13 protein-coding genes are annotated in these 13947 nt (G+C 57.5%); 6 read left to right on the top strand and 7 right to left on the bottom strand.

All coding sequences use genetic code 11. The features are described 5' to 3' along the window. Nucleotides 1–4: 4 nt before the first annotated feature. Genes EPG66_RS21435 through rbsK form a run of 3 tightly spaced genes read right to left on the bottom strand, consistent with a single transcriptional unit; the run spans nt 5 to nt 3267 of the window. Nucleotides 5–1018, bottom strand: coding sequence for an aldose 1-epimerase family protein (locus EPG66_RS21435; RefSeq protein WP_182688053.1), 1014 nt, complete (start codon nt 1016–1018; stop codon nt 5–7). Continuing rightward, nucleotides 1015–2340: an L-fucose:H+ symporter permease gene (gene fucP / locus EPG66_RS21430; protein WP_182688051.1), complete on the bottom strand. Its 1326-nt coding sequence runs from the start codon at nt 2338–2340 to the stop codon at nt 1015–1017. Before fucP ends, EPG66_RS21435 begins: the two co-directional genes overlap by 4 nt. A 9-nt stretch (nt 2341–2349) precedes the next feature. Continuing rightward, the gene (rbsK, locus tag EPG66_RS21425) at nt 2350–3267 is read right to left on the bottom strand and encodes a ribokinase (RefSeq protein WP_182688049.1); all 918 of its coding nucleotides are present in this window, start codon (nt 3265–3267) and stop codon (nt 2350–2352) included. Between the two features lie 392 nt (nt 3268–3659). On the opposite strand from rbsK, the gene deoR reads away from it, so the two are divergent. The 4 genes from deoR (at nt 3660) to EPG66_RS21405 (ending at nt 7127) form a co-directional block, all read left to right on the top strand. Next, nucleotides 3660–4424 carry a DNA-binding transcriptional repressor DeoR gene (gene deoR / locus EPG66_RS21420; protein ID WP_010253621.1) on the top strand — a complete coding sequence of 255 codons (765 nt, stop codon included), beginning with the start codon at nt 3660–3662 and terminating at the stop codon, nt 4422–4424. Between the two features lie 191 nt (nt 4425–4615). Beyond that, nucleotides 4616–6283, top strand: a complete 1668-nt coding sequence (gene ettA / locus EPG66_RS21415) for an energy-dependent translational throttle protein EttA (protein ID WP_031593292.1) — start codon at nt 4616–4618, stop codon at nt 6281–6283. Nucleotides 6284–6347: 64 nt separating this feature from the next. Continuing rightward, nucleotides 6348–6512: a YhfG family protein gene (locus EPG66_RS21410; RefSeq protein WP_109652447.1), complete on the top strand. Its 165-nt coding sequence runs from the start codon at nt 6348–6350 to the stop codon at nt 6510–6512. 12 nt (nt 6513–6524) lie between these two features. Continuing rightward, nucleotides 6525–7127, top strand: a complete 603-nt coding sequence (locus tag EPG66_RS21405) for a Fic family protein (protein WP_182688047.1) — start codon at nt 6525–6527, stop codon at nt 7125–7127. Here EPG66_RS21405 and EPG66_RS21400 read toward each other — a convergent pair. After that, nucleotides 7108–8004 (bottom strand): LysR family transcriptional regulator, encoded by an 897-nt coding sequence (locus EPG66_RS21400; RefSeq protein WP_010253616.1) that lies wholly within the window; start codon nt 8002–8004, stop codon nt 7108–7110. The two genes, EPG66_RS21405 and EPG66_RS21400, sit on opposite strands and share 20 nt — an antisense overlap. A gap of 204 nt (nt 8005–8208) precedes the next feature. Between EPG66_RS21400 and EPG66_RS21395 the strand changes: the two genes are divergently transcribed. After that, entirely contained in the window at nt 8209–9210 is a 1002-nt protein-coding gene (locus tag EPG66_RS21395) for a zinc-binding alcohol dehydrogenase family protein (protein ID WP_182688045.1), read from the top strand. Nucleotides 9211–9255: 45 nt separating this feature from the next. Here EPG66_RS21395 and nadR read toward each other — a convergent pair whose 3' ends face one another. From nadR to serB, 3 genes are all read right to left on the bottom strand, one after another. After that, nucleotides 9256–10497, bottom strand: a complete 1242-nt coding sequence (nadR, locus tag EPG66_RS21390; RefSeq protein ID WP_010253612.1) for a multifunctional transcriptional regulator/nicotinamide-nucleotide adenylyltransferase/ribosylnicotinamide kinase NadR — start codon at nt 10495–10497, stop codon at nt 9256–9258. 75 nt (nt 10498–10572) lie between these two features. Continuing rightward, nucleotides 10573–11955, bottom strand: a complete 1383-nt coding sequence (gene radA, locus EPG66_RS21385; protein ID WP_031593287.1) for a DNA repair protein RadA — start codon at nt 11953–11955, stop codon at nt 10573–10575. Nucleotides 11956–11968: 13 nt separating this feature from the next. After that, nucleotides 11969–12946: a phosphoserine phosphatase gene (gene serB, locus EPG66_RS21380; protein ID WP_031593286.1), complete on the bottom strand. Its 978-nt coding sequence runs from the start codon at nt 12944–12946 to the stop codon at nt 11969–11971. Between the two features lie 107 nt (nt 12947–13053). Here serB and EPG66_RS21375 point away from each other — a divergent pair, with 107 nt between their 5' ends. Further along, entirely contained in the window at nt 13054–13704 is a 651-nt protein-coding gene (locus tag EPG66_RS21375; protein WP_010253606.1) for a YtjB family periplasmic protein, read from the top strand. Nucleotides 13705–13947 lie beyond the last annotated feature (243 nt).

Here is a 13947-nt window from a genome sequence, read left to right as displayed (position 1 = left end):
CGGCTCAGAGTAAGCCGGTCTCGACAGAAAAGTGGCGCTGTTCACCGTGCGCCAGGGTGATCAGCGTGCCAGCCTGCTGCGCGGCAAGAAAGCCCTCTGGCCGGCAGGTGGCGGGCAGAATATAGGCCGCCACCTGCTGATCGTGGTTGTGCAGCAGCCAGCGAGTGGCATGCGGGAACTGCGCGGTAGAGAAGCGCGTCATCAGCGCATAGCCCTGCGGCGCATGCAGCTCAAACTGCACCTCATCGCCATACTGCGGCAGATCGTCCGCGAAAAAGACGATCTCCGGATCGCAGAGCTGCGGCTGATCGAGCTGCTGTAACGCCTGCGGGTCGCGCGCCAGCCGATCGGTGTAATCCCGCCAGGCGGGCGTTGGTCGCAGATGCGCCGGGATCGAGCGACGCAGCTGGAATGCCTGTTCGGGGATCGACTGCCGAAAGCGGCCCTGATCGATCCACGCACTGTTGAGGTGACACATATACTGCAGCGGCATCGGCGCGCCAGCCAGATTAGTGACCGTCATCTCGATCGTCAGCCGAGGCTGGTCGGCCGCGATGCGGACGGCGGGTGCGGCCAGGTAGTGATGGCCGAAGCCTTTGACATATTCACACTCCCCTTCCAGCGACAGCGTCTGATCCTCCAGCACCAGCCAGGCGCTGTCCATACGGGCGCAGGCCATCTCACCATGCAGCGGATGATCGTCCTCTGGTGCGGGACAGCCGTTGGCCAGCAGCCCTGCATGAAACGCGAAACAGCCATAGGTGTCGATGATCGAATTTGCGGGCAGCGGCTGCTTAAAACTGTGGCCCATGGTCAGGTTATGATCGTCGAACTCTGCGTCCCAGATCATCTGCCCGAGAAACGGCAGCACGGTCACGTTGCCGCGCCGGTTATGAATGCGTACCGCCTCAATGCCCGCCGGATAGCGAAACAGCTCAACCCGGAAATCATCGCTCTCCAGCAGCACCCAGGGTGTGGTGTGAAACTGTTCACGCGCTAAGGGTAAACGGGTTTTCATGGTAACTCCTCCGCCAGACGACCGGTCGCAACCGGCTGTTTTTTATGGCGCAGTTCGCCATAGAAGTAGAATCCGACCCAGGCGAAACAGAGCAGCGAGACGCCAAATGCCAGCTGCATTGAACCCAGTGAGTCCGAAACCAGGCCCTGCAGCGCCGGGACAAAGGCCGCACCGACAATCGCCATCACGATAAACGCGCCCGCGACTTCGGTGTATTTATTATCGACCTTCGCCAGCGTTCCCGCGTAGATCGTCGCCCAGCAGGGACCAAACAGCACGCTGACAAAGACGGCGGCGTAGACGGCGGTAAAGTTCGGCACCAGCATCACATAAGCCAGCGTCAGCACGCCCAGCACCGAATAGGCAATCAGCACCTTCCCGGCGCGGAAACGGGTCATCAGGAAGTTCGCCACGAACTTGCCGATAAAGAAGCAGATGAAGCTGTAGATCATAAAGTTCGAGGCGTGACGTTCATTAGTTGCCCCCAGCGTCAGCGCCAGACGAATGGTAAACGACCAGACCGCGACCTGCATGCCGACATAGAGAAACTGGGTCACAATTCCACGTTTAAAGTGTCGGTTGCCAGCCAGATAGCGGAACGTCTCGCCCAGCGAAGGGCGCGATCTCTCGCTGCTTTCGGGTTTACAGCGCGGATAGCGGGTGAACATAAACAGCAGCATCACCACCACCAGCACCATCACCAGATATTTGTAGGGCTCCAGCGTGTGTTCCAGCATCGTCAGGCGGAACGCATGTGCCTGCTCTGCCGTCATAGTCGCCATCTGACTCTCCAGGCTTTCACCCTCCTGAAACACCAGATATTTGCCCAGCACGATCCCCATCAGCGCCCCGATCGGATAGAAGGTCTGACTGACGTTGAGGCGCAGCGTGGCGTGATCACGATGGCCAATCATCGAACTGTAAGTGTTGGCGGCGGTTTCCAGGAAACTCAGGCCGATGGCGATGGCAAATATCGCCGCCAGGAACATGGTGTAGGTCGCCATGTGCGAGGCGGGATAGAAGGCGATACAGCCGGCAATGTAGAGCGCCAGGCCGATCATGATCGCCATCTTGTAACTGGTCTTGCGGATCACCAGCGACGCGGGGATCGCAATCAGAAAATAGCCGCCATAAAAGGCACTCTGCACCAGCGCACTGGCAAAGTCGCTCAGGGCAAATACGCTTTTAAACTGGGTGATCAGGATATCGTTAAGACTCGCCGCACAGCCCCAGAGCGGAAAGAGGCACGACAGCAGAATGAACTGGAACAGCGGCGTTTTATTCAGATAGCCATCAGATTGCTGAACAATTTTCTGTTGCATGGCAGAACCTCAGTTACGGTTGAGAAAACGCTGGAAACTCTCTGCGTCGGGATAGGCGCGCTGGGTGCCGCGCCCGGTGACGCTGCAGGCGGCATAGGCAGACGCCTGGGTCATGGCGGCGGCCACATCACCGGTTTTCACCAGCAGATAAGCAAAGCAGCCGATAAAGGCATCGCCCGCGCCGCTGGTGTCGACCGCCTGAACCGGTGTGGCAGCCACGCGATGGACCTCTTCGCCGCTCATCCAGACCGATCCCCGGCTGCCCAGGGTGATGATCAGATTTTTAAGGCCGCGCTTCAGCAGCGACTGTCCGGCGACGATCACCTCTTCATCGCTGCTGACCGGCAGGCCGGTTAGGATCTCCAGCTCGGTTTCGTTGGGCATAAAGAAGTCGCATTTGCAGGCGTAATCAATATCAAGCGTGGCGACGGCCGGCGCCGGATTAAGGATCACTTTGATCTGATGCTGGCGGGCAAAATCGATGGCGTAATAGACCGTCTCCAGCGGGATCTCCAGCTGCAGAATGATCAGCTGGCAGGCTTTCAGCGCCTCTGCCGCGTCGTCGATATCGGCCGGTTTCAGCTGCTGGTTTGCGCCCTTGATAATCAGAATGCGGTTCTGCGACTGGTCATCGACAAAAATCGGTGCCACGCCGCTGGAGGTGCCCGCCGCCGTGGTGACGAAGCGCGTGTCCACGCCCTGCTGTTGAAGGTTTGCAACGGTGTTCGGAGCAAAGAGATCGTCACCGACCTTGCTGACCATCATCACGTTGCCGCCCATTTTTGCCGCCGCGACCGCCTGGTTGGCCCCTTTACCGCCGCAGCCAATGGCAAAGTCGGGCGCTTCAAGGGTTTCACCCGCTTTCGGCAGGCTGTTGGTATAGGTAATCAGATCGACCATGTTTGAGCCGATGACCGCAATTGTCATGACCTTTTCTCCCGGATGTTTTTTAAACTTAAAATGTTATTAAAGTAACAATAACAATTCTTAAAGGTTAAATATGTGACAAAAACCACATCCTGACACGGTGGTGATGGGCGAATAACGGCATGCAATGGGACTTTCAGTGTTATTATTATAACAATCTAACATCATTGAACGCGGATGGTGAAAGCCACAACCGCCCGCGGTGACGTACCGATATCACCACGCGCTGACAGCATGGCGGAGGTTTGCGGCCCTCACGGATTGCGGGTAAGATTGACTGCCAGCCTGGCGGATGAGACGCAACTCATTCAAATCTGTGAGGTTTGTAGCGTATTGACGTCGATCCCGGCGTCTTTCCTCCGCACTGCAGGATAGGGAACAGAGAGATGACCATGGAAACCCGGCGCGACGAACGCATTCACAAGCTGACGCAGGCGCTGAAACGCACCGACAAACTGCATCTGAAAGATGCGGCCCAGCTGCTTGGCGTCTCAGAGATGACGGTTCGCCGCGATTTAACCGAGCCGGGCTCCAGCGTGGTCCTGCTGGGCGGCTATATCGTCAGCGATCCGAAAAGTCATGCCAGCCACTATTTTGTCAGCGACCAGCATGGCCAGAATGCCGCCAGAAAGCAGCGACTGGCACAGGCGGCCGCCAGCCTGATCAACGAGAACGATACGGTCTTTTTTGACTGCGGCACCACCCTGCCCTACATCGTGGATGCGATTCCCGACACCCTGTCGTTTACTGCCATCTGCTGCGCCATGAATACCTTTCTGACGCTGAAAGAGAAACCGGCCTGTAACGTGATTCTCAGCGGCGGTGAATTTCATGCCGACAACGCCCTGTTTACGCCGATTGGCGTGCATACCATCCTTGACGATCTCTGCCCGACGCTGGCCTTTATCTCCGCGGCAGGCATCGACAAAGATCAGGGCGCGACCTGCTACAACACCAATGAGCTGATGATGAAGCATCACGCCATGCTGCGCGCCCGAAAATCGGTGCTGGTGGCTGACAGCAGTAAATATGGCAAGGTGCTGCCTGCCCGCATCGCCGAGCTGCAGCGTTTTGATCTGCTGGTGAGTGACAGCGCGCCCGATCAGGCGTTGCAAAACTGGCTGGCCCAGCAGGCGATCCCGCTGCGTCTGCCCTGACGCCTCTTTCTGACATCCTCTCCTGACTCTGTCAGCGATTGAGTGTGGAAATCAGTCAGTTATGCCTGGCATCGCCCGGCATCGGCTCCGCCACGCTAATATTCGCCGCCCCCCGGCTGGGATTAAACGGTGAAAAAGGCTAAACTTCGACATCATTCCAACGACCAACAGACCCAGAGGCTCAAACCAACGTGGCTCAATTCGTCTATAGCATGCATCGCGTCGGCAAAGTGGTTCCGCCGAAGCGACATATCCTGAAAAACATCTCGCTCAGCTTCTTCCCTGGCGCAAAAATTGGCGTACTCGGCCTGAACGGCGCGGGTAAATCTACCCTGCTGCGCATCATGGCCGGCATCGATAAAGATATCGAAGGGGAAGCGCGTCCGCAGCCAGGCCTCAAGATTGGCTACCTGCCGCAGGAACCGCAGCTTAACCTTGAACACACCGTGCGTGAGTCGGTAGAAGAAGCGCTGTCAGAAGTCGTTGGCGCACTGAAGCGTCTCGACGAAGTCTATGCGCTCTATGCTGAAGAAGATGCAGACTTCGACAAACTGGCCGCTGAACAGGGCCGTCTGGAAGAGATCATCCAGGCTCACGATGGTCACAACCTGAATACCCAGCTGGAACGTGCTGCCGATGCGCTGCGCCTGCCTGACTGGGACGCGAAAATCGCCACCCTTTCCGGTGGTGAACGTCGTCGCGTCGCCCTCTGCCGCCTGCTGCTGGAAAAACCAGACATGCTGCTGCTGGACGAACCGACGAACCACCTGGACGCCGAATCTGTCGCCTGGCTGGAGCGCTTCCTGCACGACTTCGAAGGCACCGTCGTCGCGATTACGCATGACCGTTACTTCCTGGATAACGTTGCAGGCTGGATTCTGGAACTTGACCGCGGTGAAGGGATTCCGTGGGAAGGTAACTACTCCTCCTGGCTGGAGCAGAAAGATGCGCGTCTGGCGCAGGAAGCCTCTTCTGAAGCCGCTCGTCGTAAGTCGATTGAGAAAGAGCTGGAGTGGGTGCGCAAAGGGCCAAAAGGCCAGCAGTCTAAAGGCAAAGCCCGTCTGGCACGCTTTGAAGAGCTGAACAACACCGACTATCAGAAACGTAACGAAACCAACGAACTGTTCATTCCGCCAGGTGCCCGTCTGGGTGACAAAGTGCTGGAAGTCAGCAATCTGCGTAAGTCCTATGGCGACCGTGTGCTGATTGACGATCTTTCGTTCTCGGTCCCGAAAGGCGCGATTGTCGGCATTATCGGTCCGAACGGCGCGGGTAAATCGACGCTGTTCCGCATGATGTCTGGTCAGGAACAACCTGATTCGGGCGAGATTGTACTGGGTGAAACCGTGAAGCTGGCGTCCGTGGATCAGTTCCGCGACAGCATGGATAACGCCAAAACCGTGTGGGAAGAGGTTTCCGGCGGTCAGGACATCATGCGCATCGGTAACACCGAGATGCCAAGCCGCGCCTATGTCGGCCGCTTTAACTTTAAAGGTGTCGATCAGGGCAAACGCGTAGGCGAACTGTCGGGTGGTGAGCGTGGTCGTCTGCATCTCGCGAAGCTGCTGCAGGTTGGCGGCAACATGCTGCTGCTCGATGAACCAACCAACGACCTGGACATTGAAACCCTGCGCGCGCTGGAAAACGCCCTGCTGGAGTTCCCGGGTTGTGCCATGGTGATCTCGCATGACCGCTGGTTCCTGGACCGTATCGCCACGCACATTCTGGATTATCAGGATGAGGGCAACATCGAATTCTTCGAAGGTAACTTTACCGAATATGAAGAGTACAAGAAGCGTACTCTCGGCGCCGAAGCGCTGGAGCCGAAGCGCATCAAGTACAAGCGTATGACGAAGTAACGATGTCAGGGGGAGGCTCAGGCCTCCTCCTGCTTCACCAGTGACGTTTTAAGGGCTGAACGCAATGAAGAAAAAAGCTGAGCGGCCAGTGGCTAAAAAAGCTGAAGCGATTTATGAAGCCACTAAAGTCGCAAACTTTGCCGCAAGTTCCCTGCTGGAGGGGATACGTATTTCAGCAGATGCTGAATTATCGACCCTGGAACAGGTTCGGCGCCGCTATAAGCAGTAACAGGAAGCCAACGTGAATCGTTATCTTGTCTGGCGAGATCACTACTGTTATCCCGATTCCGATGTGCTGATCAATCGTTATGATATCCGCGAACAAACACTGCTGGATCAGGCTGAGCGTGATGTTACCGCGCTGACAATTCACCACATTAAGCTCTCTCATCCTCCTTTTACCCTCCAGTCACTGTGTCACATTCATTACTGCCTGTTTAACGAGCTTTATAGCTGGGCGGGCCAGATACGCGATATCTCTATCAGCAAAGGAGAGACCCGCTTTTGCCAGCCCGCTTGTATTCTGCGTGAAGCGGAGAAATTATTTGCAAAACTGGCGTGCGAAAGATGGCTGGAGCAGGCTGACCATGAAGCTTTTTGTCATCAGGTTTCCTGGTATTACTGCGAGTTCAATATTCTGCATCCCTTTCGGGAAGGAAACGGTCGGGCATTACGCATTCTGTTCGAACATATCATTCTTCATGCAGGCTATCAGGTGAACTGGGAAGGCGTGAGCCCCAGCGACTGGTTAGCGGCAAATATCGCGGGTTATCAGAGTGGCCCGGAAAAAATGGCGGCGCTCTTCCTGCGCCACATTGTGCCGGTCAGCGATAAAACTCCCTGAACACCGGTGACTGCAGCGCGAACTCAATAAACCGCGCCAGCGCAGGTGAATTCAGTTTACGGCCCGGATAGACCAGCCAGAGCTCATTCCCCTCGATTTCCCATTCCGGCAGTACCGGCACCAGCCGGGGATCCGCCATCGCCCCATCGGTCAGAAAGTGCGGCAGCAGCGTAATGCCCGCATCGCCCAACGCAGATTCGCGCGCATAGAGCAAATTGTCGGTGAGATGGCCCGGCGGCAGCAGCCAGCGATAGAACTCGTCATCGCGCTGCAACACCCATTCATTCCAGGCGCGATGCGCAATACAGCGGTGGGCCGACAACTGCTGTGGATGAACCAGCGGCGGATGCTGATCAAGATAGCGCTGTGAAGCGACCAGCAGTCGCGGGCAGTTGCCTATCCGGCGGCCAATCAGCGAGGACTCCTGCGGCTGACCGGTGCGCAGCGCCACATCAAAGCCCTCCTGCACCAGATCACGCATCTCATCGGAGATCGAGACATCCAGCGTCACATCGGGATAGAGACGTAAAAACGCCGCGTTACAGCGCGCCAGCAGCGTGGCACCAATCCCCGCCGGGCTGGTGATGCGCAGACGCCCGCTGGGGTTTTCGCGCAGGCTGGCGATCGCCTGATCGGCGCGTTCACTGGCCTGCATCATCTCCTGACAATGCAGCAGATAGCGCTCACCGGCAAAGGTCAGATTGAGCTGGCGGGTGGTACGGTTCAGCAGACGAATCCCCAGCCGCTGCTCCAGCTGGCTGATGCGCTGACTGACGCTCGATTTTGGCAGCCCTGCGCGTTCTGCCGCGCCGGTAAAGCTGCCGCACTCCGCCACCAGCGCAAACAGTGCCATATCCTGCCACTGACGAAACGCCATTGTTCACCTCAGACGAACACTCTATGAAAGATTGTCCATCTTATCACCGCTAAAATCAGGTTCTACACTTAAAGCCTGTTCCGAATCATCAGCCAGTCTGCCGCGAACAGCGTGGCACAGCCCCTGCGGAATGTGAGCACTATCCAGGGCCAGAATGGCAACCACAAGATCCAGGCTTCCAGCCTGACTAAACAGGAAAAATTTATGTCTATTCGCGCTATCGCAATTAATCCGGAAAGTCCTGAAAACTTCACTGACATTTTCCCTGAAACCCCAGCGCCAGGTGAGTATGACCTGCGGGTCGAAGTTAAAGCCGCGTCGGTCAATCCGGTTGATACCAAGGTGCACAAAGGGGCGATGAAGAACGGCCTGCAGCAGCCTCGCATCCTCGGCTGGGATGCCAGCGGTGTGGTGCTGGAAGTGGGCAGCAAAGTCAGCAACTTTAAGCCAGGCGATAAAGTTTTTTATGCGGGCGACCTGACCCGTCCCGGCAGTAACAGCACCGAGCAGCTGGTTGACTCACGCATCACCGGTCACAAGCCAGAGAGCCTGGACTGGGCGCAGTCCGCTGCGATCCCGCTGACGGCCCTGACCGCCTGGGAAGGATTGTTTGAGCGACTGAACCTGGAGTCAGCAACGGAAGATCAGACGCTGCTGATCGTCGGCGGCGCAGGCGGCGTCGGATCGCTGGCGATCCCGCTGGCGAAGCTGCGCAGCAAGGTGAAGATCATTGCCACCGCTTCGCGTGAAGATTCCGCGCAGTGGTGCCGCGATCGTGGCGCCGATCTGGTGATCAACTACAAAGATATGATTGGAGAGCTGGAAAAACAGGGTATTAAGCAGGTCGACTATATCTTCTGCCTGAATGATACCGACGGCCACTGGGAGACCATGGCAAAGCTTATCGCCCCGCAGGGCCATATCTGTACCATTGTGGAAAACGAACATCCGCTGTCAATGGATCAGCTGAAGCTGAAGAGTGCCGCACTGCATTTCGAGCTGATGTACACCCGCAGCATGTTTAACACGCCGGATATGGCGCGTCAGGGTGAGATTCTGGATGCCGTCTCGGCGTTGCTGGATGAAGGGAAGCTGCAAACCACACTGAGCGAGACGCTGCACGGCTTAAGCGTTGAGACCTTAACCGCTGCCCATCAGCGCGTGCTGGAAGGCCACATGCGCGGCAAAGTGGTGATGGTGTATTAATGCGCTGACCCGGCTGCCCTGCGGCAGACCGGGTCACAGCATGCGCTACGGCTGGGCGTTTTTCTCGCCCAGCATCGCTTTCACCAGTTCAATGCAGCGCAGGAACCGGGTGTCATAATCATCTTCCTGCACGTGCAGGAATTCGATGTTGTTTTCACGCAGCATCGTCACCAGCATCGACTGAAACTCCCGTCGATCAACGGAACTGCCCAGGCTGCGCAAGCCATCGGCAACCCACGGCACGTTGTTCTCCAGCAGAATCACCAGATCAAAGCGATATTCATCAATCAGCGCCTGCACAAACGGATGTTCACGCCCTTCATACTTCAGACAAAACGCCTGCGTGGTCACAAAGTCGGTGTCGATAAAGGCTACTTTATTGGCGTATTTAACCGCGAAATCGATGTACTGCGCCTGGCCCAGCGCGATCTTGTCGTAATCAGAATATTGCAGCGCCATTTCATCACCGCCCAGGTGGGAGAAGACATAGTCGCGGCCATATTCCCAGGCACTGGTGGTGTTGAAGATGTTGGCGAGTTTATTCACCAGCGTCGATTTACCGCTCGATTCCCCGCCGAGGATCGCCACGGTGCGCACAAAAAAGGGTTTCACTTCGGTCGGGATATAATCCCAGAAGCGGAACGGATCCTGACGGATCTGCGCGCCGCTGATGCTCATAAAGGATCGGCTGGGATCGACCAGTACGGTCTGAATGCCAAGATGCTGCTGATACATCTCCGCATCGGGCGCTTCGCTGGTGTAGATGCAGTCCGGCGCAATACCATGCTCGCTGAGAAACGCGCTGACGCCCTTACTCCAGACATCCCAGCCGTGCGGATAGGGCTCAATCCCCTCCTCATCAAAGGCGTGAATGCGGATATTTTTCTGATACTTAAAGGTCTGCAACAGCCAGCGCAGGCGATCGCTGACCGTGGGCTGTTGTGACATCGCGCTGTTCTCAAACAGCTCGCGGTCACGTGGCTCGTCGTAGCCCATGATGATATGCAGCTCATCGACCTGGCTACAGGCGCGCTGAATCAGATAGATATGGCCGGTGTGCAGCGGATAGAACTTACCAAACACCACGCCCACCGTTTTATCGCGGCGCGGAAACTCCAGCCCCAGAAAACGGTGCAGCGCCTCCAGCTTTTGCGCGCTGGGGCTTTTGATTTTGGCATTGAGCAACTGGCTCAGATAGCCTTTGGTCATGCCGCTGGCATCAGCGACCTGTTGCAGCGTGTGGCCCTGCTGGCGAATGGCCGTTTTCAGATAATCAAACGACGACATGTCGTGCCTCCTGCATCAATGCGGTTAAGGTGGGAGCGGCCTGCCAGCGGTTTTTCGCTGGCGGCCGCAGGCGCGTTACAGATCGTCCAGAATCGCCAGCGCATCGGCCAGCTTCTTCGCGCTGAAAACCTGCATCCCGGCAATCGGTTTTTTCGGTGCATTCCCTGCCGGTACAATAGCGCGTTTGAAGCCATGCTTCGCCGCTTCAGCGATGCGCTCCTGACCGCTGGGCACCGGACGGATTTCGCCCGCCAGTCCCACTTCGCCGAAGATCACCAGATCCTGCGGCAACGGACGATCGCGTAGGCTCGACACCATCGACAGCATCAGCGCCAGGTCTGCACTGGTTTCGGTGACTTTGACGCCGCCGACCACGTTAACGAACACATCCTGATCCGCCATCTGCAATCCGCCGTGCCGGTGCAGCACCGCCAGCAGAATCGCCAGACGGTTCTGCTCCAGACCCACTGCCACGCGGCGTGGATTGCCCATCATCGAGTGATCGACCAGCGCCTGAATCTCCACCAGCAGCGGTCGCGTTCCTTCCCACAGCACCATCACCGAACTGCCCGAGGTGACCTCTTCGCCGCGCGACAGGAAAATAGCTGACGGGTTGCTGACTTCACGCATGCCCTGCTCGGTCATGGCAAACACACCCAGTTCATTGACCGCGCCGAAGCGGTTTTTATGACTGCGCAGGGTGCGGAAGCGGGAATCGGCATCGCCATCCAGCAGTACCGAACAGTCGATACAGTGCTCCAGTACTTTCGGTCCGGCCAGGGAGCCATCTTTGGTGACGTGACCGACCATGATGATCGCCACACCGCGCGTTTTGGCGAAGCGCGTCAGGTAAGCGGCGGTTTCACGCACCTGGGCGACGCTGCCAGGCGATGACTGGATCTCCGCCATGTGCATCACCTGGATCGAGTCGATCACCATCAGTTGCGGCTGCTCCTGTTCGGCGATCAGGCAGATCTGCTCAATGCTGGTTTCCGACAGCATATTCACATTTTCGGTAGGTAATCCCAGACGATGGGCGCGCATCGCCACCTGTTGTAGTGACTCTTCACCGGTGACATACAGGGTTTTCATGCCCTCTGACAACCGGCACATCACCTGCAGCAGCAGCGTGGATTTGCCTGCGCCGGGGCTGCCGCCAATCAGAATGGCGCTGCCCGGCACCACCCCGCCGCCCAGCACCCGGTCAAACTCTTTGAAGCTGGTAGAGAAGCGCGGTAACGCCTCTAAACTGATTTCAGAGAGCTTCTGCACCCGGCTGGTTCCGGCGCTGCCGGCATAGCCACTCAGGCGCTCGTTACGCGCAGCCGCGGGCGAGGCGGCAATGCGCACCTCAGTGATGGTGTTCCAGGCGTGACAGGCGCTGCACTGCCCCTGCCAGCGTGGGTAATCTGCGCCACATTCGTTACAGACAAATGCGCGTTTTGCCGCTTTGGCCAAATCAATACCTCAGTTAACGCTCTTCGTGGATCAGGCTGCCGGTGAGGATGCAGAACACCCCCATTAAATCGGCATGGCGAATGGTGACCGCAGTCTGCTCATTCACCTTAGGTTTAGCATGGAACGCAATGCCCAGTGCTGAGGCTTTGATCATCAGCAGGTCATTGGCACCATCGCCGATCGCCACCGTCTGTTCCGGCGCGATGTCAAAACGCTGCGCCAGCTTCTTCAGGGTATCGGCTTTGTATTGTGCGTCGACAATCGGTCCCAGCACGTTGCCGGTCAGTTTGCCGTCGCGAATTTCGAGTTCATTAGCGACCACCGCCGACAGATGCAGCTTGTCGCGCAGATATTCGGCGTAGTAGGTAAAGCCGCCAGACGCGATGGCAACCTGCCAGCCCAGCGCCTGCAGCTTCTGCGTCAGGGTGGTTAAGCCTGGCATCAGCGGCAGGGCATCACGCACCTGTTTCAGAATATTGGCGTCCGCCCCCTGCAGCGTGGCCACGCGCTGACGCAGGCTGGCGGTGAAGTCGAGTTCGCCGCGCATCGCGCGTTCCGTGACTTCCGCCACCTGCTCGCCGCAGCCCGCCAGTTTTGCAATCTCATCAATGCACTCGATCTGAATCGCGGTGGAGTCCATATCCATCACCAGCAGGCCTGGCGTCTTGAGATGTGGGATTTTGCCCAGCGGCGCGACATCCAGTCCGGCCTCGTGCGCCAGCTTGCTGGCAAACGGCGTCAGCGATCCCGCCAGACGAATCACCTGATACTCATCGACGTTCCAGGCGCTGACGATCACCATGGCGGCACCCAGCTGGTGCTGGTAATCGGTCAGCCGCTGCTTATCCAGCCCGCGGCCATACAGCAGCCAGCCGGTACGGCCAGCGCGATAATCCAGCGGCATCACTTCATCACCGCTAAGAGAAAGGGGCAAACCCGGCCAGAGAGAGACATCGGCGGGAAGATCGCACCAGGTTAAACGATTTGGCATCAGAGCTCCTGTAGGGACAACAAAACCACGCAAGAGGCTACCTTGTCTGCGCCGCTTCTGGCAACATAATCTCCAGGCTTTCTGTTGTGATATGACCCGGATGATTAATGGCTAAAACCGCACTGAAATTTCGCTTACATCGTACCGTGATCGTTCTCATCTCGATGGCGCTGCTGGTCGTGCTGATGCAGGGCGCATCCTGGTTCAGCCTCGGTCATCAGGCGGCGCGTTCTGAACAGGTCGAGGAGCTGGCGCATACGCTGACCAGCCAGGTGGCGTTCAGCCTTAAGCCGTTGATGGACAACAGTGAAAATAACCGGACTCAGATAGAAGCCATCCTTAATCAGATGACGGCTAACAGCCGTATTCTGGATGCATCGGTCTATGACGGCGACGGCAGCCTGGTGGCGCACAGCGGTGAAAACATCAATGTACGCGATCGGCTGGCGCTCGACGGCCAGCGCGCGGGCAGCTATTTCAACCATCAGATTGTGCAGCCGCTGGCCGGAAACGAGGGTCCGCTGGGCTTTTTGCGCGTGACGCTGGATACCCATGTGCTGGTCACCGACTCGCATCAGGTCGATAACACCACCAATATTCTGCGTCTGATGATGCTGCTTGCGCTGGCTATCGGCATTATTCTCTCACGCACCCTGCTGCGCCACCGCCGCACCCGCTGGCAGCAGTCGCCATTCCTGCTCACCGCCAGTACACCGGTGAAAGAGGATCGGGATGAGGACGACGAGAAGAAAGAGTAGTGTTCCGGCGCTGCGGTAAAGATAAAACAAGAAAGGCCCGCACAGCGGTAATGCTGGTCAGTTAAGATTAGATTTGTAAAGGCTGTCACGGTCAAACGTGGCAGCTTTTTTTATGGGCGAGCGAGCCGCAGTGCGTGCCAGCGCATCTCTGCTGCTGCCGGGCCGTCCTCGCGCCGCTCTCGCGGTACCTTCGGCTTTGACGTCGTGCCGACGAACCGTTCGGGGATCGGCCCTCCCTGGCCG

Source organism: Pantoea pleuroti, from assembly GCF_014156615.1.
In the GTDB taxonomy this organism is placed as follows: Bacteria; Pseudomonadota; Gammaproteobacteria; order Enterobacterales; family Enterobacteriaceae; genus Pantoea; species Pantoea agglomerans.
Note: the sequence above shows the minus strand (reverse complement) of the source record. Positions and strands in the feature narration are given on the sequence as shown.

Bases quoted from the DNA above. Each gene is read 5' to 3' on its own strand.
- EPG66_RS21435 (WP_182688053.1), bottom strand. From the start codon at position 1,018: ATGAAAACCCGTTTACCCTTAGCGCGTGAACAGTTTCACACCACACCC.
- fucP (WP_182688051.1), bottom strand. From the start codon at position 2,340: ATGCAACAGAAAATTGTTCAGCAATCTGATGGCTATCTGAATAAAACG.
- rbsK (WP_182688049.1), bottom strand. From the start codon at position 3,267: ATGACAATTGCGGTCATCGGCTCAAACATGGTCGATCTGATTACCTAT.
- deoR (WP_010253621.1), top strand. From the start codon at position 3,660: ATGGAAACCCGGCGCGACGAACGCATTCACAAGCTGACGCAGGCGCTG.
- EPG66_RS21410 (WP_109652447.1), top strand. From the start codon at position 6,348: ATGAAGAAAAAAGCTGAGCGGCCAGTGGCTAAAAAAGCTGAAGCGATT.
- EPG66_RS21400 (WP_010253616.1), bottom strand. From the start codon at position 8,004: ATGGCGTTTCGTCAGTGGCAGGATATGGCACTGTTTGCGCTGGTGGCG.
- EPG66_RS21395 (WP_182688045.1), top strand. From the start codon at position 8,209: ATGTCTATTCGCGCTATCGCAATTAATCCGGAAAGTCCTGAAAACTTC.
- nadR (WP_010253612.1), bottom strand. From the start codon at position 10,497: ATGTCGTCGTTTGATTATCTGAAAACGGCCATTCGCCAGCAGGGCCAC.
- serB (WP_031593286.1), bottom strand. From the start codon at position 12,946: ATGCCAAATCGTTTAACCTGGTGCGATCTTCCCGCCGATGTCTCTCTC.
- EPG66_RS21375 (WP_010253606.1), top strand. From the start codon at position 13,054: ATGGCTAAAACCGCACTGAAATTTCGCTTACATCGTACCGTGATCGTT.